Annotated in this window: 21 protein-coding genes; 8 read left to right on the top strand and 13 right to left on the bottom strand. The window is 73.6% G+C overall.

Annotated elements, in window-relative coordinates:
* Window positions 1-274 precede the first annotated feature (274 nt).
* A complete protein-coding gene (locus ACFV4P_RS15100; RefSeq protein WP_380471123.1) occupies window positions 275-3,973 on the top strand; it encodes a toxin TcdB middle/N-terminal domain-containing protein in 3,699 nt (1,232 codons plus the stop codon).
* Between the two features lie 252 nt (window positions 3,974-4,225).
* Here ACFV4P_RS15100 and thpR read toward each other — a convergent pair whose 3' ends face one another.
* The 4 genes from thpR to ACFV4P_RS15120 all read right to left on the bottom strand — a co-directional run bounded on the left by thpR (window position 4,226) and on the right by ACFV4P_RS15120 (window position 9,185).
* Window positions 4,226-4,807: an RNA 2',3'-cyclic phosphodiesterase gene (gene thpR / locus ACFV4P_RS15105; RefSeq protein WP_380471125.1), complete on the bottom strand. Its 582-nt coding sequence runs from the start codon at window positions 4,805-4,807 to the stop codon at window positions 4,226-4,228.
* 26 nt (window positions 4,808-4,833) lie between these two features.
* Entirely contained in the window at window positions 4,834-5,067 is a 234-nt protein-coding gene (locus ACFV4P_RS15110; RefSeq protein WP_380471127.1) for a hypothetical protein, read from the bottom strand.
* A 30-nt stretch (window positions 5,068-5,097) separates the two neighbouring features.
* The gene (locus tag ACFV4P_RS15115) at window positions 5,098-8,199 is read right to left on the bottom strand and encodes a hypothetical protein (protein WP_380471129.1); all 3,102 of its coding nucleotides are present in this window, start codon (window positions 8,197-8,199) and stop codon (window positions 5,098-5,100) included.
* A gap of 257 nt (window positions 8,200-8,456) precedes the next feature.
* Window positions 8,457-9,185, bottom strand: coding sequence for a Crp/Fnr family transcriptional regulator (locus ACFV4P_RS15120; protein ID WP_380471131.1), 729 nt, complete (start codon window positions 9,183-9,185; stop codon window positions 8,457-8,459).
* A gap of 168 nt (window positions 9,186-9,353) precedes the next feature.
* Between ACFV4P_RS15120 and ACFV4P_RS15125 the strand changes: the two genes are divergently transcribed.
* Both ACFV4P_RS15125 and ACFV4P_RS15130 read left to right on the top strand, forming a co-directional pair.
* Window positions 9,354-10,091, top strand: a complete 738-nt coding sequence (locus tag ACFV4P_RS15125; protein ID WP_380471133.1) for a hypothetical protein — start codon at window positions 9,354-9,356, stop codon at window positions 10,089-10,091.
* A 16-nt stretch (window positions 10,092-10,107) separates the two neighbouring features.
* A complete protein-coding gene (locus tag ACFV4P_RS15130) occupies window positions 10,108-10,521 on the top strand; it encodes a hypothetical protein (RefSeq protein ID WP_380471135.1) in 414 nt (137 codons plus the stop codon).
* A gap of 13 nt (window positions 10,522-10,534) precedes the next feature.
* On the opposite strand, the gene ACFV4P_RS15135 is transcribed toward ACFV4P_RS15130, so the two are convergent.
* Complete coding sequence (locus ACFV4P_RS15135) at window positions 10,535-11,086, bottom strand: EF-hand domain-containing protein (protein WP_380471136.1); 552 nt, start codon at window positions 11,084-11,086, stop codon at window positions 10,535-10,537.
* A gap of 345 nt (window positions 11,087-11,431) precedes the next feature.
* Between ACFV4P_RS15135 and ACFV4P_RS15140 the strand changes: the two genes are divergently transcribed.
* On the top strand, window positions 11,432-12,457 hold the full coding sequence (locus tag ACFV4P_RS15140) for an alcohol dehydrogenase catalytic domain-containing protein (protein ID WP_380471138.1): 1,026 nt from the start codon (window positions 11,432-11,434) through the stop codon (window positions 12,455-12,457).
* A gap of 48 nt (window positions 12,458-12,505) precedes the next feature.
* Here ACFV4P_RS15140 and ACFV4P_RS15145 read toward each other — a convergent pair whose 3' ends face one another.
* From ACFV4P_RS15145 to ACFV4P_RS15155, 3 genes are all read right to left on the bottom strand, one after another.
* Entirely contained in the window at window positions 12,506-13,330 is an 825-nt protein-coding gene (locus ACFV4P_RS15145; RefSeq protein WP_380471140.1) for an HAD-IIB family hydrolase, read from the bottom strand.
* 184 nt (window positions 13,331-13,514) lie between these two features.
* The gene (locus ACFV4P_RS15150; RefSeq protein ID WP_380471142.1) at window positions 13,515-14,027 is read right to left on the bottom strand and encodes a tetratricopeptide repeat protein; all 513 of its coding nucleotides are present in this window, start codon (window positions 14,025-14,027) and stop codon (window positions 13,515-13,517) included.
* On the bottom strand, window positions 14,024-14,182 hold the full coding sequence (locus ACFV4P_RS15155) for a hypothetical protein (RefSeq protein ID WP_380471144.1): 159 nt from the start codon (window positions 14,180-14,182) through the stop codon (window positions 14,024-14,026). Before ACFV4P_RS15155 ends, ACFV4P_RS15150 begins: the two co-directional genes overlap by 4 nt.
* A gap of 243 nt (window positions 14,183-14,425) precedes the next feature.
* Between ACFV4P_RS15155 and ACFV4P_RS15160 the strand changes: the two genes are divergently transcribed.
* The 4 genes from ACFV4P_RS15160 to ACFV4P_RS15175 all read left to right on the top strand — a co-directional run bounded on the left by ACFV4P_RS15160 (window position 14,426) and on the right by ACFV4P_RS15175 (window position 18,896).
* Window positions 14,426-15,625 carry an FAD-dependent oxidoreductase gene (locus ACFV4P_RS15160; protein WP_380471146.1) on the top strand — a complete coding sequence of 400 codons (1,200 nt, stop codon included), beginning with the start codon at window positions 14,426-14,428 and terminating at the stop codon, window positions 15,623-15,625.
* A gap of 72 nt (window positions 15,626-15,697) precedes the next feature.
* Window positions 15,698-17,122 carry a rhodanese-like domain-containing protein gene (locus ACFV4P_RS15165; protein ID WP_380471148.1) on the top strand — a complete coding sequence of 475 codons (1,425 nt, stop codon included), beginning with the start codon at window positions 15,698-15,700 and terminating at the stop codon, window positions 17,120-17,122.
* Complete coding sequence (locus ACFV4P_RS15170) at window positions 17,119-17,910, top strand: sulfite exporter TauE/SafE family protein (RefSeq protein WP_380471150.1); 792 nt, start codon at window positions 17,119-17,121, stop codon at window positions 17,908-17,910. Before ACFV4P_RS15165 ends, ACFV4P_RS15170 begins: the two co-directional genes overlap by 4 nt.
* Window positions 17,911-18,071: 161 nt before the next feature.
* The gene (locus tag ACFV4P_RS15175) at window positions 18,072-18,896 is read left to right on the top strand and encodes a GntR family transcriptional regulator (protein ID WP_380471152.1); all 825 of its coding nucleotides are present in this window, start codon (window positions 18,072-18,074) and stop codon (window positions 18,894-18,896) included.
* A 29-nt stretch (window positions 18,897-18,925) separates the two neighbouring features.
* On the opposite strand, the gene ACFV4P_RS15180 is transcribed toward ACFV4P_RS15175, so the two are convergent.
* From ACFV4P_RS15180 to ACFV4P_RS15200, 5 genes are all read right to left on the bottom strand, one after another.
* Window positions 18,926-19,549 carry a response regulator gene (locus ACFV4P_RS15180; RefSeq protein WP_380471154.1) on the bottom strand — a complete coding sequence of 208 codons (624 nt, stop codon included), beginning with the start codon at window positions 19,547-19,549 and terminating at the stop codon, window positions 18,926-18,928.
* A complete protein-coding gene (locus tag ACFV4P_RS15185) occupies window positions 19,546-20,832 on the bottom strand; it encodes a sensor histidine kinase (protein ID WP_380471156.1) in 1,287 nt (428 codons plus the stop codon). The genes ACFV4P_RS15180 and ACFV4P_RS15185 overlap by 4 nt, the downstream gene beginning before the upstream one ends.
* A 13-nt stretch (window positions 20,833-20,845) precedes the next feature.
* Complete coding sequence (locus tag ACFV4P_RS15190) at window positions 20,846-21,586, bottom strand: ABC transporter permease (protein ID WP_380471158.1); 741 nt, start codon at window positions 21,584-21,586, stop codon at window positions 20,846-20,848.
* A 41-nt stretch (window positions 21,587-21,627) separates the two neighbouring features.
* A complete protein-coding gene (locus ACFV4P_RS15195; protein ID WP_380471160.1) occupies window positions 21,628-22,536 on the bottom strand; it encodes an ABC transporter ATP-binding protein in 909 nt (302 codons plus the stop codon).
* Window positions 22,537-22,743: 207 nt separating this feature from the next.
* The gene (locus ACFV4P_RS15200) at window positions 22,744-24,030 is read right to left on the bottom strand and encodes a cytochrome P450 (RefSeq protein ID WP_380471162.1); all 1,287 of its coding nucleotides are present in this window, start codon (window positions 24,028-24,030) and stop codon (window positions 22,744-22,746) included.

Raw genomic sequence — 24,030 nt, forward strand, 5'->3', positions numbered from 1 at the left:
GACCCTAGGCAGTTGACGCGACGCGATCAGGGACCGCTTCCTGAACATTCATGGAACGGAAGGCGAGGAGCGGCCGAGGAATTGACGATTCGTCACCTCATCGGTCGACCGGGCCGGAAATCGTCCGACGTATCCGGGGGCGGGCCGCCCGGCGTACGGGCGTCAGCGGGCGCGCGGGGGTGTCGTCACGCGTACGGTGGAACCGGGGTTGCGCTCCGAGCGGGCCTGTGGAGCTGGCCGGTTCGGTGCTTCCTGGCGTCTGGAAGGACGTGCCATGGCTGGTCCCGCGCCGATCGTTCCGACCGACAACGTGGCGGGAGTGACGCCGGGCAAGCTCGCCGGCGGCGCGTTCGGGGTGACACCGGACGGCGCGGGCAGCCTGACGCTGCCGCTCTGGGTTCCGGTCGGGCGGCTGGGCGTCCAGCCCGAGCTGGACCTGCACTACCACAGCCGGGGCGGCAACGGCCCGCTCGGCGTGGGATGGTCGCTGAGCGGCCTGCCCAGGATCACCCGCCGCCGCACCATCCCCGACGAAGGCACCGACGGGCCGATCAGGTACGACAGCACCGACCCGTTCGCGCTGGACGGCGAACCGCTCGTCCTCGTGGGCGGCACCCACGGCGCGGACGGCGCCGAGTACCGGACGAAACGCGACACCTTCACCAAGATCGTGCTGCACGACGTCGACACCGCGCCGGACGGCCGCCCGCTCGGCCCGACCTGGTTCGAGGCCTTTCAGAAGGACGGCCGGATCCTGACCTTCGGCGGCCTCGGACGGGAGGACCTCGGCTCACGCTTCGAAGGCCTGGCCCAGGTGGTGACGCCGGTTCAGGTACCGGCCGGGACCTTGCCCGCCGCCGTGCGGGACGCCGTCGCGGTGTCGCAGCAACCGGTCCGCTACGGCTGGGGCCTGCGCAGCATCAGGGACCGCTCCGGCAACGAACTCCGGATCACCTACCAGGGCTACCCGTTCCGGCCGGAACTGCCGCCGCCCGAACGCGACTTCGTGCCCGTCCGCATCCAGTACACGGGCTCGCAGGGCGGCGGCGTGCCCGCGCTGCGCTCGGTCGACTTCGGGTGGGAGCCGCGCCCCGACCCCGAGACCCGGCTGCTGTCCGGTCTGCCCGTCACCCAGCACACGCGGCTGCGGGAGCTGCGGATGAGCGGCCCGGACCCGACCGCCGCCGACCCGTCGAACGTCGCCCTGCTGCGCCGCTACGTCTTCGCGTATCAGAACACCAGCGTCAGCGGCCGCAGCCTGCTCACCGGCGTCCAGGAGCTCGACGGGGCCGGGATCGCGCTCGGCGGGCACACCTTCGACTGGGAGCTCGGCGGGAGCGGCTTCCAGGAGATCGCGACGGGCATCACCGACATCAAGACCACACCCGCCGGGCGCAGCACGCTCCCCGGCCGGATCCGGGTCGCCGACTTCGACGGCGACGGGCGGGACGACATCCTCTACGTGCCGCGCTCGGACCCGGACCACTTCGCGATCCTGCGCTCCGATCCCGCCTCGCCCACCGGCTTCCGGGACCCGTACTACACCGACATCCCCGTCCCTGCGGACAGCGAGGACGGCCGGGTGCACGTGTACCCGGACCCGGCCGGTGACTTCATGAACATCTTCGTCCTCGACGACTCGGCACAGCCCGGCACCGTGGGCAGCCCGACCTACCGCGTCCACCATGCGGGAATCGACCGCTCGGGCGCCTCGGGCAGCATCGGCTCGTTCTGGGTCTTCGAGGGCCGGGACGTCTTCAACCCGGCCGGTTCGGTGGACGGGCCGGTGGAGGTGGCCGACCTGGACGGCGACGGGCTGCCCGACCTGGTGCACGGCTGGACCGGTGGCGGCGGCGTCGACCCGAACTGGTACCTGCGGGCCAACCTCGGCGGCAACCTCAACTTCGACGTGGAGCAGCCGCTCGGCACCTACCCGTTCCCGCACCTGACGGTCTCCCCGGACGGCGGCAGCGCGACGGCGCTGCTCGTCGACGACTCCGGCACCACCGGCGGCGACCCGCGCTGGTCGGCCGTCGGCGTGACCAGGCAGGGCGGCCAGGTGAGCACCACCGTGGCGCTGGGCACGCTCCCGCGCGGGCAGGACTACCTGTTCGGCGACTTCACCCGCAGCGGCCTGCCGTCCGCGTTCAGCCTCGGCGGCGCGCCCGGACCCGTCCCGGCGGCCGTGTCCGACCCGACGCTGACCGAGAACCTCGGCGGCACGTTCGGCCAGGCAGTGCCCGTCGTGCTCCAACTCCCGCAGCCCCCCAGCAGGTTCACGCCCGCGCTGCGGGTCATCGACTGGAACGAGGACGGCCACGCCACCGTGCTGGTCCGCACCCGGACGGCCGAGGAGCTGGGCGACCCGATGTACGTGCTGCGGTGGGACGGCCAGGGCTTCGCGCAGCTCCAGCTGCCCTTCACCAGCAGCTGGGACCAGCAGTTCCCGGAGGGCTTCGACCTCTGCAAGGTGATCGACCACAACGGCGACGGCCTGGACGGCGTGGTGATGTACAGCGGCGGCGAGCTGCGCCTGTTCGTCCGCGGCGGCGACCGGGCCGACCTGCTGACCGGCATCACCGACGGGCTGGGCGCCCACACCGCGATCGGCTACCGGCCGATCTCCGACCCGGCCGTGCACACCCCGCAGTACGGCTTCACCTTCCCGCTGCGGGCGAGCACCGGGAAGATCTGGGTGGTCGCCGAGTACCGCGAGGACAACGGCGTCGGCGGGGTGAACACGCACCGGTACACCTACGCGGGCGGCGTCCAGGACGTCACCGGCGCCGGGTTCCTGGGCTTCCGGCGGCGCACCGCCGTGCACGTCGAGACCGGTGTCGGCACCGTCTCGGACTACCTCCCCGACCTGGCCGCGGCCGCCGGCAGCTATCCGCTGCTCGGACTGCCCGTCAAGGAAGTCACCACGACCCCGCTCGGCCACGGCCTTCAGCACCGGACGAGCATCACGGCCACCTACACCGAGCGGCCTGGCCCGGTGGGCACCGTCCCCTACTTCGTCGTTCCGCTCGGCATCGACGAGGAGCAGGTGATCACCCGGAACGGGGTGCCCACCATGCCGGTGCGGCGCTGCACCACGGCACAGGACATGGACGCCTACGGGAACCTGACCGTCCGCTCGCAGACCTGGAGCGACGGCAACGCGCTCGCCGTGAAGTGCGCCTACAGCAACGACCCGGTCGGCTGGCTGATCGGGCTGTGCACCGAGGTGACGGAGCGGAGCACCAGCCCGAACGGCTCGGCGCAGACCAGACGGTTCGGGTACGAGTACGACGGCGACGGCCTGCTCACCCGCGAGACCGTCGAACCCGGCGTGCTCGGCCCCGACGGCTGGCTGCCGATCGGCCCCCAGCCGGACGGCGTGCGGACGCTCTACCGGACCCTTCAGCGCTACCCGGACGGCAACCTGCTCCGGGTCACCCTGGAGGAGAGCATCGGCCCGGGCGGCGCGAAACGCTCCACCCAGGTCCAGTACGACGGCCTTGAGCACCAGTTCCCGGTGCAGGTCACCGACGGCCTCGGGCACACGGTGAGCGCGACCCACCACCCCGGGCTCGGCGTCCAGACCAGCAGCACCGACCAGAACGGCGTGCAGACCTTCCGGCAGTACGACGGCTTCGGCCGGCTGCGCGGCGAACTCGCCCCGGACGGCACCCGCACCACCGCCCACCAGCTCGACGTGGGCGGCCGGGCGAGGATCTCGGTGGTGGCCGGATCCGGCGAGGAAGCGCTGTTCGACCACGACGAGCTGGGCCGGGTGGTCACCCGGACGCTCTTCGCGCGCGACGACGGCAAGGCCATGATCCGCGACACCGAGTACGACGCGCTCGGCCGGGCCGTCCGCACCTCGCTGCCGCACTTCGCCGCCGACGCGCCCAGCGCGTTGTGCGCGGAGACCCTGCCCTGCGCTTTCGCGGCGTGCTGCCGGCCGACCTCGGCCTGGTGCTGCGCCTGACGTGGGAGGGCCGGGCGGGGAGCGGGGGCCGCGAGCGCCTGGGAGGTGGCCAGGCCGAGGGCGGTCAGGGTGACGGCGGGCAGCAGCAGCCGTCGCGTTGCCTCTTGGGCACGGTGCCGGGTCCTTTCGCTACGGGCGGGACGCACGATCGCGCAGCCCCGCCGAAGCCTCCCGGGTCGGCGCGGTCGATGGGAAGGGACGCGGCGTAATGAATGGTTGAAACCCGAACCGGCGAAGCCATCTGACGAGACGTCAGGACAGGGCGAGCGGCCAGGAGGCGAGGTCGCGGTAGCGGATCGGGCCGGGGCCGCGGCCGGTGTTGCTGCCGACCAGGTGGAGGCGTTCGGCGGGCCAGCTGCGGCCGGCGAAGTCGGCGAGACCGGCGGCGGCCAGCGGGACGCTGGTGGGGTCGTCGCGTCGGGAGCGGGCCAGGGTGAGGTGCGGGTGCAGCGGGCGGTCGCGGAAGTCGAGGCCGTGGGCGCGGATCAACTCGCGGACGTCGGAGGCGAGTTCGTGGAGGCCGTCGAGGTCGCCGGTGACGCCGCTCCACAGCAGCCGCCCGTCGAAGTGGCCGCCGCCGTGCAGGGCCAGCCGCGGCGCGGGGTGCGCGGCCGCCGCGCCGGGCAGCGTCGAGCGCAGCACCGGCACGGCGGCGGAGGGGAGCTCGCCGAGGAACGCCAGGGTGATGTGCCAGTCCGCGATCCGGTTCCAGCGCAGCAGCGGGTACGCCGCGTAGGCCGGTTGCAGGGCGCGGGCCAGCTCGTCCTTGGCGTCGTCGGGCGGGGCCAGCGCCACGAACAGGCGCCGGGTCGGGGGCTCGGGGTGATCGTCCACCAGGGATTTCTAGCACCCCCGGCCGGTCAGTCCGCCGGGTCGGCCGCCTCGTGGTGGACGTGGAGGTCGCCCTTCATGACGGTGTAGAGCGAGGCGTGGCCGCCGGCCGTGTTGTTCTGGGTCGGGGACTCGGCCGGGGACTCGGGCGGGGTGTCGGGCGCGGCGGGCGCTTCGACGCGGTTGTCGCGGCCGACGACGACGGGGCCGTGCGCGTCGCCGCCGATGCGGACGTCGTACCGGTCACCGGATCCGGTGGCCATGCGGGACTCCTTCCGTGGAGGGGGGGGTGGTCAGTGGGCGCCGGAGCGTTCCTGGCGGACGGTCGACAGCAGCTGGTCGACCTCGGCCCCGGTGAGCACCAGGGCCTCGATCTCGATGTCCGAGGCGCGGTCCCAGTAGGTGCTGCTGCCGAGGGCGTCGGCCCGGTTCTGGTTCTCCGCGCTGACCTGCTGGAACACGGCGGCGCCGGCCGGGTCGTCGCAGGTGATGGTGCCGGTGACGGCGCCGGTGCCGACCGGGAGCGAGGTCGGGGCGCTGGTGCACTTGCCGGCCGCGCGGCCGTCGATGGTGATCGTGCCGACCGTCATCACCACGTTGACGTGTGAGAGTCCGTGGACCACGGAGTCGCCCTGGAGGATCTTGGCGGTGACGTTCTCCTTGATGTGGCACCCGGTGGCGTCGCAGTTCACGTGGCTGTCCGCGTCCTGGTCGAAGTCCAGGGTGCCGTAACGGGCCGTGGTGAGGTCCTTGACGGACGCCTCCAGGGCGTCGTACATCGCCCCGGTCCCGCCCGGCGCCACCGTCGAGAGGTCCATGGAGGTGGTCTCCCACATCGGCGAGTGGGCCTCCATCGCGCGGGAGAGCTTGCCGTCCGTCGGCAGCTGGAACTTCATCGCGCTCGGCGGCTCCCAGCGCAGCACGCGGTACGGCGCGTCGCGGGAGACGTACAGGTAGCCGACGGTGGTGTCCGCGCGCAGGGCCGGGACGCCGTTCACGTCGGTGGTCGGCGGGTTCTGCGCGGCGGGGAGCCGGGGCCGGTCGGCGAGCGCCTGCGAGAAGCGCTTGGCGAGGTCGGCCGGGGTCTCGTACATCCCCATCTCCTCGGACAGGCGGCTGGTGCCGCTGCTGGTCCGGTCGCCGAGGCCGTTGTACGTCCACAGGCGCAGGATGAGCTCCGAGGAGTGCCAGCGCGAGTAGTCCTTGCCGCCGATGGTCAACATGTCCTGGGCGTCCTTGTCGGCGGCCATGCTCTCGTTGCTGAGGTGGCTGGTGCCGAACTTCTCGCCGTGCGCGGTCACCGTGACGTCGTTGAGGTACTCCTGGACGTTCCAGTCGCCCTGGTAGCGGACGCCCGGGGCCGAGGCCAGCGCCTGCACCGCCTGCTCGAACGGCGCCCGCAGCACCTTCCCCTCACCGGCCCCGCCGCCACCGCCGCCGCTGCCGCCCGACACCGACCAGGTGACCGCGCCCGCACCGGCCAGCAGCAGGCCCAGCGTGACCAGCAGGCCCTTGGCGCTCAGCAGCCCGGCCGTCCCCGCCACCCCGGCCCCGGCACCGGCGCCGGCCGCCGCACCCGCGCCGGCCGCCGCGTGTCCGGCGGCGTGTCCGGCGGCATGCCCGGCCGCCTGCTGGCCCGCCTGCGCGGCGCCGTGCTGCGCCGCCGGCGCCGCGGCGTGCGGGACGGCCCCGGCGTGCGGGACGGTCGCGGGTGCGGCGGACGGCGGCGGGGTGGGGGAGAGGTTCGCCATGTGCGAGGCCACCGACTGGGTCTGCGCGCTCTGGGCCGCGGTGCCGCTGTGCGTCCCGATGCTGCTCAGCCCGGCACCCGGGTCGCCGGGGACGTGCGGGACACCCGGGACGTGCGGAGGGGTGGGCAGCGGGCCGGTGGGCGGCGGCCCGGCCAGGCCGGGCACGACGTGCTGGGCGTTGAGCGCCGCCGTCGCACCGTGCAGGTCGCCGATCGCCTTCCACAGCAGCGCCGCCTCGCCGAGCAGCGCCGCCGCGATCACCCGGCGGCCCGTCAGCAGGCTGCGGATGCCCTCCTCGTGGATGAAGAAGGTCTGCGCCGACCGGTCGCCGGCCCGTTCGGCGGCGTTCCAGCCCCGGCCGAGCAGGCGGCCCCACGCCCCCGGGCGCAGCGCCCGCGCCATCGCCGGGGACGCCGCCCGGGCCAGGTGCACGGCCAGCTCGGGCCGCCCGGCGGCCTCGGCGAGTGCGACCGCCCGCTCCAACGCCCGGCTGTGCTCGGCGACTTCGGCGGGTGCGGTGTCCCGCCGGGTGACCCAGTCGGTGAGCTGCGCGCAGATCCGCTCGAACGGGAACGGGTCGGTCCGGCCGAGCGCCGCCGCCACCGCGTCCGGCGGGCAGCGGTAGCCGTGCTGCTCGGCGCGGAGCAGGCCGACGTCCGCCAGCCGCTCGCAGAGCGCCGCCGCGTCCGGCAGGTCGGCGATCGCGGCGATCCGCTCCGCCGCGAGCTCCGCGCCGTCCAGGGTGGCCAGCAGACGCAGGACCTGCGAGGACGGGTCGTCGAGGCCGTCGAGCAGCAGCGGGACGATCTCCGCCACCTCGCCCGCCCGCGGCAGGCCGCCGTCGCCGGCGGACCGGAACCGGGCGAGCACCGCGGCCTGCAGCAGGTGCAGCGGGCGACCCTGGGCGGCCTGCCAGAGCGTCGTCGCGTCGGCCAGTTCGCCCGGTGCGAGCGGTCGGCGCAGCTCGCGGGTGAGCAGCTCCAGGCCGGCCGCCCGGTCCAGCCCGGCGAGTTCCACCAGCACGGCGCCCTCGCCGAGCAGCGACCGGTCGTGGGAGGCCAGCACGAACGTCGCGTCCGGGACCAGGTTGGCCAGGATGAGCGCCTCGGCGCGGGTCAGGTCGGCGTTGTCGAGGTACACCGTGACCCTCAACCCGGCCATCAGACGCCGCAGTTCGGGCTCGGACGGGGCATAGCCGACGGCGTCGTAGCAGGCCTCGAAGATCTCCTGCGCCAGGTCGGCGACCTCCCGGTCGGCGGCGTTCAGGTACACCCGCCCGTCGGACCCGGCGGCCGTCCGGTGCGCGGCGTGCCGCAGCAGCATGCTGGTGCCCGTGCCGGACGGGCCGTACAGCTGGACGAGCCCGCCGGCGTCGATCGCCCGTGCCAGTTCGGCGAGTTCGTCCTCGCGGCCGAGCGGCGGCTGCGGCCGGCGCGGGAGCAGCGCCACCTGCGGGCGGCGCACCGGCGTGGGGCGGCGGCCCGCCACCAGCAGGGTCACCGTGGAGCCGTGGTCGGCGTCCACCACCAGGTTGTGGTCGCCGACCACCACCGGACCGTTGGCGTCGCCGTCGATGTCGAGGCGGTAGTCGTTGCCCGGGGAGCGCTCGGTGCTGCTCGTGGCGGAGTCGTCCGGTTCTTCCATCGCGACTGTCTCTCCCGGCCGTGGAGCGCGACCGTTCTCGAGGCGGACCGCCGCGCGGGCAGGTCGGCCGGTACAGAAGGTGAGGGTCCGCCGGGCGGCGTGACGGGCGCCCGGCAGTGGCCCGGAACTGCCGTCGGCGGTCCGGTAGTTGGCCAGGCTAGTGCGGGCCGCGCGGCGAGACCCCGTCGAACGACGGTTTCCGCCAAGGCCGTTCACATCACCTCCCCGGTCGGGGGAAGCTCTGGGGGGTTCCCCGGTCAGGGGAAGGCGATGGTCTCCAGCAGCGCCATGCTCTCCACCCGGATGCTGCGGTAGCCGGTGGTGACGGCCCCCGACTCGCGCAGGCGGCGCAGCGCCTTGTGCACGGTGGGCTCGGCCGCGCCGGACAGCGTCGCGAGTTCGGGCTGCGTGATCGGCCAGCGGATCACCGCGCCCGCGCCGGCGGGCTCGCCGTACGTCACCGCGATCTGGTGGATCACCCGGGCCAGCCGGGTCGCCGTGTCGCAGCCGGTGAAGTCGATCCGGCGGTCGTTCGCGGCCCGCAGCTTCGTCACGATGGACTCGTTGACGGCCTGCGCGATCCGCGCCTCGCGCCGCATGCAGTCCAGGAACGCCGGGCGGCTCACCGCCCGGGCGGTGACCTGGCCGCAGCTGGTGACGGTCGCCGAACGCGGCCGGCCGTCCACGGCGGCGAACTCGCCGACCAGGTCGCCGCCCATCCGCACGGCCAGCAGCGCGTCCCGGTGGTCCTGCGTGCGGCCCGTCACCTTGACCACGCCCGCCAGCAGCACCAGCAGGAAGTCCGTCCGGTCGGACTCCCGCACCAGCACCCGGTCGGCCGGGTACCGCACCTCGGTGCCGAGCGACAGCAGCGGCGCCCGCTCGGCCGGCGACAGGCCGCCGAGCAGACTCGACAGCGGCCACGCCCAGTTACGGCCGGACGGGGCGCTCCCGTCTCCGGTGCGGCTGTGGTCGTCGGCTGCCATCGCTCTCCCCCTGCCCGGTGCGCTGCTGCCACCAGTATGCGGTCGGCGGGCCGCCCCGGGGTGGTGCGGGTCGGTGGGAGAAACCGTATTCCGACGGGGTGCGCCGCCCGCCGGTCCGGCACCATGGAACCCGGAGCGCTCGCGAAGGTGCGGGATCAGGAGGCTGGCGTGGACTGGGAATTGGCGTACCGGACGGTGCTCGCCGTGGACATCGAACGCTCCGCCGGACGCGGCGACCCGGCGCTGCTGGCGATTCGCGCGGCGCTCCGGGCGGTGCTGCGGGAGTCCTTCGGGCGGAGCCGGATCGACTGGGCGCAGTGCCGGATCGACGACCTCGGCGACGGCCTGCGGGTCACCGCCCCCGCCGGGGCGCCGAAGGCGTCGCTGGTCCACCCGCTGTTCGACGAGGTCGCCGCCCGGCTGCGCGCCCACAACCGGCTGGCCGGGCCGCCGACCACGATCCGGGTCCGGATGGCGCTGCACGCCGGCGACGTCCGGCTCGGCCCGGACGGGGAGGTCGCCGGGCGGCCGCTGGAGGTGCTGGCCCGGCTGCTCGACGCGCCCGCCGTCCGCACCGAACTGGCCGAAGCGCCGGGGGCCGTCGCCGTGCTGGTCCTCTCCGAGCACTTCCACGAGGAGACGGTGCAGCCCGGGCTGCCCGGCATCGAACCCGAGGACTACCGGCAAGTCGCCGTCCACAACAAGGAGTTCACCTCCACCGCCTGGCTCAGGACGGCCGCGGCCGACGCCCCGGCCGGGCCTTCCGCCGCGCCCCCGGCCGTACCCCAGGCCGTGCCGCCGCCGGCCGCCGGGGCGTCGCGGATGAACAACCGGGCGACCGGGCACGGCGTCATCTACGCCGTCCAGAACGGCGTCCAGCACATCACCACCACCCCCCGAAACTGAAGGAGAGACGCCCCCCATGGAGCAAGAACTGGTGACACTCGCGGAGTCCGGCGCCGCCGTGGTGGTCGGCGCGATGGCCACCGACCTGTGGCAGTCCGTCAAGGACGGGACGCTCGCGCTGTTCCACCGCCTCGGCCGCGACCGGCAGCGCACCGTCGCCGAGCAGCTCGACCGCAACGCCGAACTGGTCCGCGACGCCGACCGCCCCGAGGAGGCCCGGCGGGCCCTGTTCGCCTTCTGGGCCCTGGAGTTGGCGGCCCTGCTCCGCCAGGACCCCGAGCTGCGCCCCGAACTCGCCGGACTGGTCGACGAGTTCCGGGGCGAACAGCAGCGCCTCGCGTACACGCAGAACAACACCGCGCACGACCGCGGCACCGTCTACGCCGTCCAGCACGGCGACCAGCGGGTGGTCCGGAACGGCGACTCGTAGGCGGTCCGCGGGCTCAGCCCTGCCGGATCGGGCCGATCAGCCAGTTCCCCGGCGCGTTCTCGTCGGAGCTCAGGTAGAACTCGGTGATGGCGCTGCGGAATTCGTCATGGCTGAGCACCCCGTTGCCGTCCAGGTCGAGCCGCTGGAACGCGTCCCCCGAGTGCTCGGGCGGGATGCCCAGGGCGTCGTACATGCGCACGTACTCGTCCTTGCTCAACACGCCGTCGTGATTGGTGTCCAGCGCGCGCATCAGGGCGTCCGCGATGGCCAGCACCGCCTTCTCGAAGTGTTCCGGCGCCGTGACGGTGGCCTTCATCAGGGCGAGGAACTCCTCGTGGTCGATCTGCCCGTCGCCGTTGGCGTCCCCGTGCTCCAGCAGCACCCGCCACCACTCCTCGAACGCCTTCTTCATCGCCGCGGCGTTCTCGTGGTCGCCCGGCTGGGAGAGCGTGGCGAAGAGCTCTCCCATCGCCAGGAAATCGTCATGGGTGAGCATGTTGTCGCCACCCTGGTCGAACCAGTGGAAGAGCATGCTGAATTTCTGGTTCTTCACTTCGGCCGGCATTCGTGCCGCCTCTCTCTCGCCCGGCGACAGGGCGGTGCGGGCCCGGTCGCGACTTTCGACGCACGCCAGGGCGGAGCCGAACGGCGGGGCAATCGGAGAAAGGGAAAGTCACGCCTTGGGCGGAATAGTTCGCAATGAGCAGATGATCGGTGTGCGAATGGTAGGGGGTGGTGCGGCGGGAGTGCGGTGACGACCGGCCGGGACGCCCCGCGGGCTCGCCCGAACGACGGAATCCGTGGCGGACACGGGAGATCGGGCGGCGGGGGCGCGGTCGGGCGTCGATACTGGAGCGGGCCGCCCGCAAGGGTGCTGGGTGGACGTCAACTTCCGTCAGGAGTACAGGACATGGGCACCTATCGCGTTGTGCAGGCGAGCGTTCCGGACGGGCCCCTGGAGGTGGTGGAGCGCGAGGTGCCGGAGCCGGGAGCACGGCAGGTGCGGATCGCGGTGGAGGCGTGCGGGGTGTGCCACAGCGACGCGATGTTCCTGGGCGGCGGGCTGCCCGGGGTGTCGTTCCCGGTCGTGGCCGGTCACGAAATCGCCGGCCGGATCGAGGAGTTGGGCGCGGGTGCGGCCGAGGCCGGCTGGCAGGTCGGGGACCGCGTCGCGGTCGGCTGGTTCGGCGGCAGCTGCGGGCACTGCCGGCCCTGCCGGGAGGGCGACTTCATCGTCTGCCGCTACCTGAAGGTCCCGGGGTGGGCGTACGACGGCGGCTTCGCCGAGAAGACGATCGCGCCCGTCGACGCGCTGGCCCGGATCCCCGAGGGGCTGACGGCCGTCGACGCCGGGCCGATGTCCTGCGCGGGCGTGACGGTCTTCAACGGGATGCGGCGCAGCTCCGCCCGGCCCGGCGACCTGGTCGCGGTGCTCGGCCTCGGCGGCCTCGGCCACCTCGGGGTGCAGTTCGCGGCCGCGATGGGCTTCGAGACGGTCGCGATCGCGCGCGGGCAGGAGAAGGCCGCCTTCGCCGAGAAACTCGGCGCCCACCACTACATCGACAGCACCTCCGACACCCCGGTCGCCGAGGCGCTGCAATCCCTGGGCGGCGCAAGGGTCGTGCTGGCGACGGCCGCCAACGCGGACGCGATGACCGCCACCGTGGAGGGCCTGGCCCCGCGCGGCGAACTGGTCGTCGTCGGCGCGGACACCACGCCGCTCGGCATCAACCCCGCCCAACTGCTGATGAACGGCCTGGTCCTGCGCGGACACCCGTCCGGCACCGCGCAGGACGTGCAGGACACCATGGCGTTCGGCGTCCTGCACGGCATCCGCCCGATGGTCGAGACCGTGCCGCTCGACCGCGCGGAGGAGGCCTACCGGCGGATGCTGGACGGCCGGGCGCGGTTCCGGATGGTGCTCACGAACGGGTGACCGGGTGACCGGGCGTCCGGGTGTCCGGGTGTCGGCCGGTGGGCGCTGTCAACTTCCGTGCGGCGTCTGCCGGATGGCGTTGGGGCCGGTGGGCGGGCGGTGCTGCGGGGGCGGGCGGTGGTAGCCGACGAGGAGCGCGTGGCGGTCGGCGTCGGCGGCCGCCATCCAGCCGAGAGCCCGGAGGGCCGCCAAGATGCCTGCCGCTCCCGGCTGTTGGGACCGGTGGACCAGCGGGTCCGCGCCGACCGCCGCGTCGAACGCGGGCTCGGCGCCGCCCACGACCACTCCGTGCGCGCCGACCTGGAACAGCGACAGGTCGTTGAGCGAGTCGCCCGCCACCAGGATCTCGTCCGCCGCCCAGTTCAGCTTCTCCGCGAGCGCCCGCAGCGCGTTGCCCTTGGACGCCCCCGGTGGCAGGACGTCGAACCAGAGCTCGCCCGAGTACACCCAGGTCAGCCCCAACTCGGCGACAGCGGACTTGAGTTCGCCGGTGAGGGCGTCCGGCGACAGGTAGTAGGAGCAGCGGCCGTCCTGGGCGATGCCGCGCTGGTACTGGAGCGCCGGGAACCGTTCCAGCGCGGCGCGCACCCGGCGCGGGCCCGGCCAGCCGGCGCGCAGCTGCCCCTGGAGGGGCTCGACCGGGGAGAAGTCGGCGCCGTCGAGGAGGGTGGCGCCGACGTCGGCGATGATCCACCGAGGGCAGGGAACGAGCGGATCGCGCAGCACGTCCCGTACCGAATCCGGACCCCGGCCGGTGGCGAACACCACCGTCACCTCCGGATGGCGGGCCAGCGCCTCCCGTAGCCGCAGCCGGTCGTCGGCGTCACCGCCGAGCAGAGTGCCGTCCAGATCCGTGACCAGAATCCTCGACATCCGACGGACGCTAACACGACCACCCGAGGTGGTGAAGAGGACACCCCCCGGCCGCCCGGACGGCCGAGCTCGCACCCGGGCCGGATGCCGGAGCGGGCCGGCAAGCGGTGGCGGCCGCGACGCGTTCGAGCGTCAATAGTCGTGCTGGGGAGAAGAGTTCGGCCTTGTGCAGGGCAGGTGATTCCTATGCGGGGCGGCCGTCGGCGAGCCACTGTGCGAGGCCCCGCAGTCCGACCGCCCACCGTCCGAGGTCGGTGACCTCGGCGTGCTCGGTGACGACGGTGAGCAACTCGCCCACCGCCTCGTCCGGCCGCTGGGCGTCGTTGAGGGTCAGGGCGCGGAAGACGCGTACGGAGTCCGAATCGGGGAACTCCCTGCGGGCACGGTCGAGCACCGCCAGCGACTCGTCCAGCTCGCCCAGCCACCTCAGGGTGCTGGCGTACTGGCACAGGCACCGGCGCAGGACGTCGCCGTCGAGACCCAGGGCGAGCGCCCGCTCGTAGTAGCTGCGGGCGGTCTCCTCCTGGCCCGCGGTGTCGTAGGCGCCGCCCACCTCGTACATGAGGACCGGGTGACCAGGGTGTTCGGCAAGCAGGGCCTGGAAGTAGGCGATTGTCGGCGCCATGTTCGCCCGGTCCCGCTGGTCGTAGCCACGCTGGATCGCCTCGGCCAGTTCGGGCGTCACGTCGGTCGTCACTGCTGCGCCTCCATGCGGACAGGTCCGAAGATCGGCTCACCATAGTGCAGCCTCGTCCGCAGGCGCGCAGCGCGCGGCCCCGGCAACACCGGATCCGCGAAGTGGGGCCCTGTGACCAGGACTTCGCAGCCGTGCGAGATGCCGTCGGTCTCCATCGGGGGAGCATGCGGCGGCGCGGCGCGGCGCGGTGCGGCCGGGCGGCATTGATCGGGCCACCGCCTCGTCCGGCCGCCGTCGGTGAGCCGGTCCCGCGGTTCCGCGCCTCGCGTCTCGCGCCTCGCACCTCGTGCCTCAGAGGCAAATGTACGGACAAATTCGGTGGGATTCCCCCGGCGGTCTTGCGGTCGGTCGCGACCCCGCCCTACTTTAATGTCCGTACATTTGCCGAGGGAGGCCAGTTGACCAGCAAGCATCATCGGATCGTGATCATCGGCGGTGGGACCGCCGGCATCTCGGTCGCTGCCCGGCTCCGACGGGCCGGCGAGAAGGACGTCGCGGTGCTCGATCCGAGCGACCGTCACCACTACCAGCCGCTGTGGACGTTGGTCGGCGGCGGACGGGCGCCTCTCGCGGAGAGCATCCGGCCGCAGGCGTCCGTCATGCCGAAGGGCGTGCAGTGGATCCGCCGGGCCGCGGTCGCCGTCGATCCCGAGGCGCAGGCGGTGACGCTGGACGACGGCGGCACGGTCTCCTACGAGCACCTCGTGGTCTGCCCCGGCATCCAGCTGGACTGGGACCGGGTGCCGGGCCTGGAGGCGGGGCTCGGCAAGGACGGCCTGTCCAGCAACTACCTGCCGCAGTACGCCCCGGCGACCTGGCGCTTCATCCGCGAAACCCGTTCGGGCAGCGCGGTGTTCAGCATGCCGACGGGTGCCATCAAGTGCGGCGGCGCCCCGCAGAAGATCGCCTACCTGGCCGCCGACCACTGGCGCAGGGAGGGCGTGCTCGACAAGATCGACGTCCACCTGGTGATCCCCGGCGCCGCCATCTTCGGCGTCCCGGAGTTCGCCCGGGTGCTCGACGAGGTGGTGCGCCGCTACGGCATCAAGGTCCACTACGGGAGCGAGGTCACCGAGGTGCGCCCGGGCGCCCGCGAGGTGGTGGTCACCGACCTCGGGACCGGCGGCACGACGACCCTGCCGTACGACGTCGCCCACGTGGTGCCGCCGCAGAGCGCCCCGGACTGGGTCAAGCGCAGCCCGCTGGCCGGCGCCGACGACCCGGCCGGCTACGTCGAGATCGACAAGCACACCATGCGGCACGTCCGGCACCCGAACGTGTGGGCGCTCGGCGACGCCGGATCGTCGCCGAACTCCAAGACCGGCGCCGCCGTGCGCAAGCAGGCCCCCGTGCTGGTGGAGAACCTGCTCGCCACCATGAACGGCCGGGAGCCGACGGCCTCCTACGACGGCTACGCCTCCTGCCCGCTGACCACCGCGCGCAACAAGATGCTGCTCGCCGAGTTCGACTACAGCGGTCGGCCCGCCCCGTCGATCCCGCTGATCAACACCTTCCGCGAGCGCACCGACATGTGGCACCTCAAGCGGCGCGGCCTGCCGTTCCTCTACTGGAACCTCATGCTCCGCGGGCTCGCCTGACCCTCCGGTCGCACCCGAGCTCCCACCCTCCCACCCTCCCGCCCCGTCCAACTCCCTTTTCAGGAGCCCAAGATGACGACGCCCGACCGCTCGCTGGTCTTCGTGCAGTTCTACCTCGACTGCCTCTCCCACGCCTCCTACCTGGTCGGCGACCGCACCACCGGCCGGGCCGTCGTGGTCGACCCCCAGCGCGACGTCCAGGACTACCTCGACACCGCCGCGCAGCACGGCCTGACCATCGAGCGGGTCATCGAGACCCACATCCACGCCGACTTCCTCTCCGGCCACCTGGAGCTGGCCGAGCGCGCCGGCGCGCGCATCTCCTACGGCTCCGTCGCCGCGCTCGACTTCGACACGGACCCGCTGGCCGACGGCGAGCGCCTCGGCCTCGGCGAGGTCGAGCTGGAGATCCTGCACACCCCGGGCCACACCCCGGAGTCGATCTGCGTCGTGGTGCGCGAACACCCGGACGACGCCCTCCCGTACGGCGTGCTCACCGGCGACACGCTGTTCATCGGCGACGTCGGCCGCCCCGACCTGCTCAGCTCGCGCGGCCGGTCGGCCGAGGAGATGGGCCGCCTGCTGTACCGCTCCACCCGCGCCCTGCTCACCCTCCCCGACGACACCCGGGTCTACCCGGCGCACGGAGCGGGCTCGGCCTGCGGCAAGAACCTGTCCGCCGAGCTGAGCTGCACGATCGGCAACCAGCGGCGCGGCAACTACGCGCTGGCCGACATGACCGAGGACGAGTTCGTCGCCGTGGTGGCCGCCGGCCAGCCCGCCGTGCCCGCCTACTTCGCGTTCACCTCGGTGCGCAACCGCGAGGCCCGTCCGGTGCTGGACGAGGGCTCCGCGGTGCCGGCGCTCACCCCGGAGGCGTTCCTCGCGGCGCGGGCGGGCGGCGCCACCGTGCTGGACACCCGCGACCCGGAGGCGTTCGCCGCCGCCCACCTGCACGGCGCGGTCAACATACCGCTGGGCGGCCGGTTCGCCGAGCTCGCCGGTCAGGTGCTCGACGCCCAGGACACCCTGGTGCTGTGCGGCGACCCGGCCACCGCCGCCGAGGCCCGCACCCGGCTGGCCCGGATCGGCTTCGACCGCGTCCTCGGCGCCCTGGCCGCCCCGGTGGACGCCCTCGGCGCCGCGTACCTCGCCGCCGCGACCCGGGTCGAGGCCGACGCCCTCGCCGGTGAACTGGCGGGCGCCGGAAGCGAGTTCGAGCTGCTGGACGTCCGCGGACCGGGCGAGGTGCGGGACACCGGCACCATCCCCGGCGCCCGGCTGATCCCGCTGCCCGAACTGCTCGCCCGGCTGGGCGAGCTGCCGACCGGACGGCCGCTGACCGTGATCTGCGCGAGCGGCAACCGCTCCTCGGTGGCGGCCTCCGTGCTGCGCGCCCGCGGCTTCGACACCACCGACCTGCGCGGTGGGTTCGGCGCCTGGCAGGGCGAGGTCGTCCGGCCCGCCGACACCGCCCCGGACGGCGTCACGGCGTGAGCGTCCTGATCACCGCTCTGCTCTGCGGGGCCGTGGTCGGCGTGGCGCTGGGCGCGCTGGGCGGCGGCGGGGGCGTGCTGGCGGTGCCGGCGCTGGTGTACCTGCTGGGCGTCGAGCCCGCCCAGGCCGGGACCACCAGCCTGGTCATCGTCACCGCCACCACCGTCACCGCGCTCTTCCGCCACGCCGGCACCGGCAACGTCAGGTGGCGGACCGGCGCGCTGTTCGCCGCGGCCGGCGTGCTCCCCGCCATCGGGACGTCGGTGCTCGCGCACCGCATCCCGCAGTCGGCGCTGACCGTGGCGTTCGCCGCCCTGGCCGCCCTCGCCGCCGCGGCGATGCTGCGCGGCACCCGCAGCGCGACGCGCGCCCCGGCCCGCGCCCCGGCCGAGGACGAGGGCCCCGCCGGGTCGGCCCGGCGCGGTCGCCTCGGCACGGTCGCGGCCGGTGCCGGGCTGGGCGCGGTGACCGGACTGCTGGGCGTCGGCGGCGGCTTCCTCGCGGTGCCCGCGCTGGTCTCGGTGCTCCGGCTGCCGATGCGCAAGGCCGTCGGCACCAGCCTGGTGGTCATCCTGATCAACTCGGTGGTCTCCCTCACCACCCGCCTGGCGGTCTCCGGCATCTCCCTCGACCTGGCCGTCTTCGGGCCGTTCGTGGGCGCCGCCGTGCTCGGCGCCTGGGACGGCAGGCGACTGGCGTCCAAGCTGTCCGGCGCCGCACTGCAGCGGGCCTTCGCCGCGGTCCTGCTCGGCGTGGCCTCCTTCATGCTGATCGGCGCGCTCGCCTGACCGTCCTGGCCCGACCGCCCTGGCCCGACCGTCCTGGCCCGACCGCCCCCGTCACCGGACCCGCCCGACCGCCCCCGTCACCGCCGCACCGTCGGACGCCCGCCGCACCCGGCGGGCGTCCGATTTTGTGCAGCCCCCGCCCAGGTACGAACATTCAGTTCGTGTCCCGCTCCACCCATCCGAACCCTGACCTCCAGGACGGCGCCGTGACCACCGACCCCGGCCCCAGGCCGATCACCCGATCCGCGGGCAGCCCGCTCTGGGCGCAGCTGCGCGCCGACCTGCTGCGCCGGCTCGACCAGGGCGAGTTCCGCGACGTCTTCCCCGGCGAGCACGACCTGGTCGCCGAGTACGGGGTCAGCCGGCACACCGTCCGCGAGGCGCTGCGGGGGCTCCGCGAGGAGGGCGTGGTCAGCGCGCAGCGCGGCAGGGCGTCCAGGTTCACCGCGAGCCGCCCGCTGGAGCAGGACGTCGGCGAGGCGTACAGCCTGTTCCGTTCGGTGGAGGAGGTCGGCGCCGTCCAGCGCAGCGTGGTGCGCGCGCTCGACCGGCGCGCCGACGGCGTCATCGCCGCGCGGCTGGGGCTGGAGGAGTCCACGCCGCTGCTCTACCTGGAGCGCATCCGGCTGGCCGACGAGGAGCCGCTGGCCGTCGACCGGATCTGGCTCCCCTGGGACGTCGCCCACCCGCTGCTGGACGTGGACTTCACCCACACCGCGCTCTACGACGAACTCGAACGCCACTGCGGCAGCCGGATCTGCGGCGGCTGGGAGCGGATCCGGGCCGTCGTCCCCGGCCGGGGCGAGCGCATCCTGCTGGACTGCCCGGAGACCACCGCGCTGCTCGCCATCGACCGGCTCGGCCGGGACGACGGCGGGCGGCTGATCGAGTGGCGGCAGACCCTGGTCCGCGCGGACCGCTTCGCCGTCTCGGCCGCGTTCTCCGCGCACGACTACCGGATGGGCGCGGCGGTCCAGATGTCCTGAACGCGGACGGTGGCTCGGGACGGCCGCCGTCAGGGCGTCAGGTAGCCGTGGGAGAAGCCGGCGGCGACGGCGGAGGCGCGGTCGGTGGCGTTGAGCTTGGCGTAGAGGTGCAGCAGGTGGGTCTTGACGGTGGCTTCGCTGATGAACAGCTGCCGGGCGGCCTCGCGGTTGGTGGTGCCCTTGGCGATCAGTTCGAGGACTTCGAGTTCGCGGGCGGAGAGCAGAGTGGGCGCGGGACGGCGGACCTGGCCGATGAGCAGGGCGGTGATGGCGGGGGACAGCACGGGCCGGCCCTCGGCGGCGGCTTCGACGGCGCGGAAGAGTTCGTCCCTGGGGGTGTCCTTCAGCAGGTAGCCGGTGGCTCCGGCCTCGATGGCGGGGACGACGTCGCCGTCGGTGTCGTAGGTGGTGAGCACCAGGACGCGGGCGGGAAGGCCGAGCCGGGCGAGTTCCCTGATGGCGGTGACGCCGTCGGTGCCGGGCATCCGCAGGTCCATCAGGACGACGTCGGGCCGCAGCCGCTGCGCGGCGGTGACGGCGGCCGCGCCGTCCGCGGCCTCGCCGAGCACCTCGAAGCGCGGATCGGCGCCGAACATGCCGCGCAGTCCGTCCCGGACGACGGGGTGGTCGTCGACGATCAGCAGCGTGATCACCTGGTGCCTCCTGCGGGGATCGCCGGGACGGTGGCGGAGATCGCCGTTCCGCCGCCCGGCTCCGATTCGACGACGAGCTGTCCGGTGAGGCGCTGGACGCGGCGGCGCATCGCGGCGAGCCCGAAACCGCCGTCGGCGGACATGACCGGGCGGGCGGCGGCGGGGTCGAAGCCCGCGCCGTCGTCGCGGACGTCGAGGGTGACCACGTCCTCCATGTAGGAGAGGGTGAGGCCGACCCGGGTGGCGCGGGCGTGCTTGGCCACGTTGGCGAGGGCTTCCTGGGCGGTGCGCAGCAGGGCGGCCTCGACCTCGGCGTGCATCGGGCGGGCGTCTCCGGTGGTGGTCAGGCGGGCGTCGACGTGCTGGAGTTCGGACCACCGCCTGGTCACCTCGCCGATGGCGTCGGGGAGTCGGGCCTCGGCCAGGGCGGTGGGCTGCACGGCGTGGACGGTGCGGCGGGCCTCGACGAGGCTCTCGCGGGCCAGGCCGGTGGCGTTGGCCAGGTGCCGGCGCAGCGCGGCGGGCGCGTCCAGGGTCTGTTCGGCGGCCTGGAGTTGGGTGAGGATGCCGGCCAGGCCCTGGGCGAGGGTGTCGTGGATCTCCCGGGCCATCCGCTGCCGTTCGTCCTGGACGCCGGCCTCGCGGGCCAGCGTCAGCAGGCGGGCGTGCAGGCCGGCGTTCTCCACCAGCGCGGCCTCCAGCCTGGCGTTGGCCTCGTGCAGGCGGGCGAGCGCCCGTTTCTGCTCGGTGTCGCGGCGGTCGGCCGTCCCGACGAAGTGGAACAGCACGCCGGCGAGCACTGCGGAGATCAGGCCGATGCCCGCCCAGGCCCACCACATGCGGGCGGCGTCGATGCCGGACACGCCGCCCATGAACGCCGCCGCCGAGATCGCCGCGGTGGCGGCGGCGCCGGCGTAGCGCGGGCGGCCGGTCAGGTGCTGGAACGCCTGCGGGTAGCCGGCGAAGGCGAACAGGCCGTACCAGGGGGCGACGGCGACCAGCCCGGCGGCCAGCAGCATCAGCCCGGCGTAGTACCCGCAGCGGACCCCGGCCGGTCGGCGGCGGGCCGGGCGGAGCGCGTGGAAGCCGAGCATCCAGAGTGCGGCGGCGGCCGAGAGCCCCAGGACCAGCGGGAAGGGCATCGGGACGTCGCGCAGCCACTGCAACACGGCGATCGCGGTGCTGAGGGCCAGCAGGACGAACGGCAGCAGCCGGACGGCGGCCGTCCCGGTCCGCTCCCGGCGGTCGGATGCGGTGCGCAGCGCGGTCACGATGCCGGTCACGATGCCCAACCCCCTACTCCCAACGGAAGTACCGGGCAGCGAGCCCACCGGCCACGGTCGTCCACGCCAGCAGGGCGAGCAGGTGGATCGGGTGCGGCCAGTGCCCGGCGGTGGCGTCCTGCAAGGATTGCACGCCTGCGCCGAGCGGCGTCAAATCGCTGATCGTCAGCAGGACTCCGTTCATCCTGGCCCGGGGCAGCCACAGGCCGGCGAAGAACATCAGCGGGAAGAACAGCAGCGACCCGACCGCCGCGGCGCTGCGGCCGTTCGGGGCGAGCGCGGCGATCAGCAGGCCGAGCGCGAACATCGAGGCCGCGACCAGCAGGTGACCGAGCAGGAACGCCGGGAGCAGGCGCGGCAGGTGGACGTCGAACGCCAGCCGGCCGACGACCAGCAGGACGAGGAGGGTGGCCAGGGACAGCGCGGTGGCCATCAGCAGCTGGGCGCCGAGCAGCACGCGCGGCCCGACGGGCGTGGTCCGCAGGCGGCGCAGCACGCCCTTCTCCCGGTAGCCGGCCAGGAGTTGGGTCAGGCCGCTGAGCGCGAACAGGGCGATGCCCATCGCGACCACGATCGGCAGGTAGAGGACGATCGGCCGGACGCCGCCCAACTCCGCGTTGGCGGCCCGCATGGAGGGAATCAGGCCGAGCACCACCAGCAGGATCGGGGCGAAGGCGAGCGCGAAGAACACCACGACGGGTTCGCGCAGGAACAGCCGGGTCTCGGTGACGGTGAGCCGGAACAGCGGTGACACAGGGACTCCTCGGGATTCGGCGGGCTCGGGACTCGGCGGGCTCAGGATTCGGCGGTGCGGCCGGTGAGCGCGACGAACGCGTCCTCCAGCGAGTGCTGTTCGACCCGCAGGTCGAGGGCGGCGATCCGGCGGGCGGTGAGCACCGTGGTGACGGCGAGCAGGAGTTCGCCGTCGCCCGTCACCACCAGCTGTTCGCCGACCCGCTCGACGGATTCAACCTCGGGCAGCGCGGCCAGCTCCGCCACGTCGAGCGGGGCGGACGGCCGGAACCGGATCCGCTGCGCGGACCGGACGCGGGAGACCAGGCCGTCGGGGGTGTCGATCGCGACGACGCGGCCGGTGTCGATGACGGCGAGCCGGTCGCAGAGCCGCTCGGCCTCCTCCATGAAGTGGGTGACCAGCAGGATCGTCACGCCGCGGTCGCGGATCCGCTCGATCAGGCCCCACACGTCGCGCCGGGCCTGCGGGTCGAGGCCGGTGGTGAGTTCGTCGAGCACGGCCACCCGCGGGGTGCCGAGCAGGGCGAGCGCGATCGACAGCCGCTGCTTCTGCCCGCCCGACAGCCGGCGGAACTGCGTGCCGAACCTGTCGGTCAGGCGCAGGATCTCGGCGAGCTCCCGCCAGTCGGCGGGCCGACGGTAGAACGAGCTGTACAGCTCCAGCGCCTCGCGGACGGTGAGTTTGTCGGGCAACTCGCTCTGCTGGAGCTGCACGCCGAGCACCTGCGGCAGCTGGCCGCCGTCGTGCTGCGGATCGAGCCCGCACACCCGGACGGTGCCGCCGTCGGGCGCGCGCAGCCCCTCGACGCACTCGACGGTGGTGGTCTTGCCGGCCCCGTTGGGGCCCAGGATGCCGAAGATCTCGCCCGGCGCGACGGCGAAGGAGACGCCGTTCAGCACGGCGCGCCCGGCGTAACGTTTGACGAGGTTCTCCACCTCGATGATTGCCATGGCAGCAGCGTGCCAGCCGGCACCGCGGCGCCGGATCGACCGGTCGGCCAGGCTTGGTGCGGACTGTGGTGGATGCCGCCATCCACCGATCGGTTGATGCGGCGTCAGGCGAAGGCGGAAGACGGGAAGGCGGAAGGCGCAAGGCGCAAGGCGGACGCCCTCCCCGGACGGCCGGGGAAGGCGGTGCGGGGAGGGCGGCGCGGGGTCTCAGGCGAGGGTGATCGAGACGGGCAGCTTCTTGATGCCGTTGACGAAGTTGGACCGCACCCGGGGGACGTCGCCGGCCAGCCGGATCGAGGCCAGGCGCGGGATCAGCTCCTCGAACATGATGCGGATCTCGGTGCGGGCCAGCAGGTTGCCCAGGCACAGGTGGGGGCTGCCCTTGCCGAAGGTGATGTGGTCGTTGTCCTTGCGGGTGACGTCGAAGTCGTAGGGGTTGCCGAAGACCTCCTCGTCGCGGTTGCCGGAGGCGAACCACATGACGACCTTGTCGCCCTCCTTGACGTTCTTGCCGCCGAGTTCGACGTCGCGGGTGGCGGTGCGGCGGAAGTGGTAGACGGGGGAGGCCCAGCGCAGGAACTCCTCGACCGCGGCGGGGATCAGCGAGGGGTCCTCCTGGAGCCGGGCGAGCTGCTCGGGGTGCTGGAGCAGGGCCAGCATGGAGTGGCTGATGGTGTGCCGGGTGGTCTCGTTGCCGGCGACGACCAGCAGCAGGAAGTAGTTGTCGAAGTCCTGCGCGGACAGCGGCACGCCGTCCTTCGGGGTCTCGTTGACCAGGCGGGAGATCAGGTCGGTGCCGGCGCCGCCGCGGCGCTGCGCGGCGAGTTCGCGGCCGTACGCGAAGACCTCCAGCGAGGCGGGGGAGCGGAACGGCAGGTCGCGGTACTTCTCGCTCTCCGCGCTGTGCAGCAGGACGTCGGCGTAGTCGGGGTCGGTGTTGCCGATGATCCGGTTGCCCCAGTCGATGAGCTGCTGGTTGTCCTCCGGCGGGACGTCCAGCAGCCGGGCCAGGACGTTGATCGGGAAGTCGGCGGAGACCTCCTTGACGAAGTCGAAGGTGCCCTTGGCGAGCGCGGCGTCCAGCGTGGTGGCGGTCAGGCCGCGCAGGAAGTCGGCGTAGCTGTTGATGACGCTCGCGCCGAACTGGCGTTGCAGCAGGCTGCGCAGGGCGCGGTGGCGGACGCCGTCGAGTTCCAGGATGGAGGCGCGCTTCTTGATCTGGTCGTCGTCGACCTCCTCCAGGTTGACGAAGCGGGCCGAGGTGAAGGTCTCGGCGTCGCGGTCGACGCGGGCGATGTCGGCGTGCCTGGTGAGCGCCCAGAAGCCGGAGTTGGGGGCCTCCTCCTCCTGCCAGTGCACCGGGTCCTGCTGCCGCAGGGTGTGGAACATCCGGTACGGGGTGACGCCGTCGGTGAAGTTGTCGAGATCGGCCAGGTTCACCTGGTCCAGCGGCATCGGCTCGGGCACGGCGCCGGAGTGGGCGGCGGTGGTCAT

This window comes from Kitasatospora sp. NPDC059795, from assembly GCF_042732175.1.
GTDB lineage: Bacteria > Actinomycetota > Actinomycetes > Streptomycetales > Streptomycetaceae > Kitasatospora.

Excerpts from the sequence above, each read along its gene's own strand:
- ACFV4P_RS15165 (WP_380471148.1), top strand. The coding sequence starts at position 15,698 with ATGACGACGCCCGACCGCTCGCTGGTCTTCGTGCAGTTCTACCTCGAC.
- ACFV4P_RS15100 (WP_380471123.1), top strand. The coding sequence starts at position 275 with ATGGCTGGTCCCGCGCCGATCGTTCCGACCGACAACGTGGCGGGAGTG.
- ACFV4P_RS15145 (WP_380471140.1), bottom strand. The coding sequence starts at position 13,330 with ATGTCGAGGATTCTGGTCACGGATCTGGACGGCACTCTGCTCGGCGGT.
- ACFV4P_RS15195 (WP_380471160.1), bottom strand. The coding sequence starts at position 22,536 with ATGGCAATCATCGAGGTGGAGAACCTCGTCAAACGTTACGCCGGGCGC.
- ACFV4P_RS15140 (WP_380471138.1), top strand. The coding sequence starts at position 11,432 with ATGGGCACCTATCGCGTTGTGCAGGCGAGCGTTCCGGACGGGCCCCTG.
- ACFV4P_RS15120 (WP_380471131.1), bottom strand. The coding sequence starts at position 9,185 with ATGGCAGCCGACGACCACAGCCGCACCGGAGACGGGAGCGCCCCGTCC.
- ACFV4P_RS15200 (WP_380471162.1), bottom strand. The coding sequence starts at position 24,030 with ATGACCACCGCCGCCCACTCCGGCGCCGTGCCCGAGCCGATGCCGCTG.
- ACFV4P_RS15110 (WP_380471127.1), bottom strand. The coding sequence starts at position 5,067 with ATGGCCACCGGATCCGGTGACCGGTACGACGTCCGCATCGGCGGCGAC.
- ACFV4P_RS15135 (WP_380471136.1), bottom strand. The coding sequence starts at position 11,086 with ATGCCGGCCGAAGTGAAGAACCAGAAATTCAGCATGCTCTTCCACTGG.
- ACFV4P_RS15130 (WP_380471135.1), top strand. The coding sequence starts at position 10,108 with ATGGAGCAAGAACTGGTGACACTCGCGGAGTCCGGCGCCGCCGTGGTG.
- ACFV4P_RS15115 (WP_380471129.1), bottom strand. The coding sequence starts at position 8,199 with ATGGAAGAACCGGACGACTCCGCCACGAGCAGCACCGAGCGCTCCCCG.
- ACFV4P_RS15155 (WP_380471144.1), bottom strand. The coding sequence starts at position 14,182 with ATGGAGACCGACGGCATCTCGCACGGCTGCGAAGTCCTGGTCACAGGG.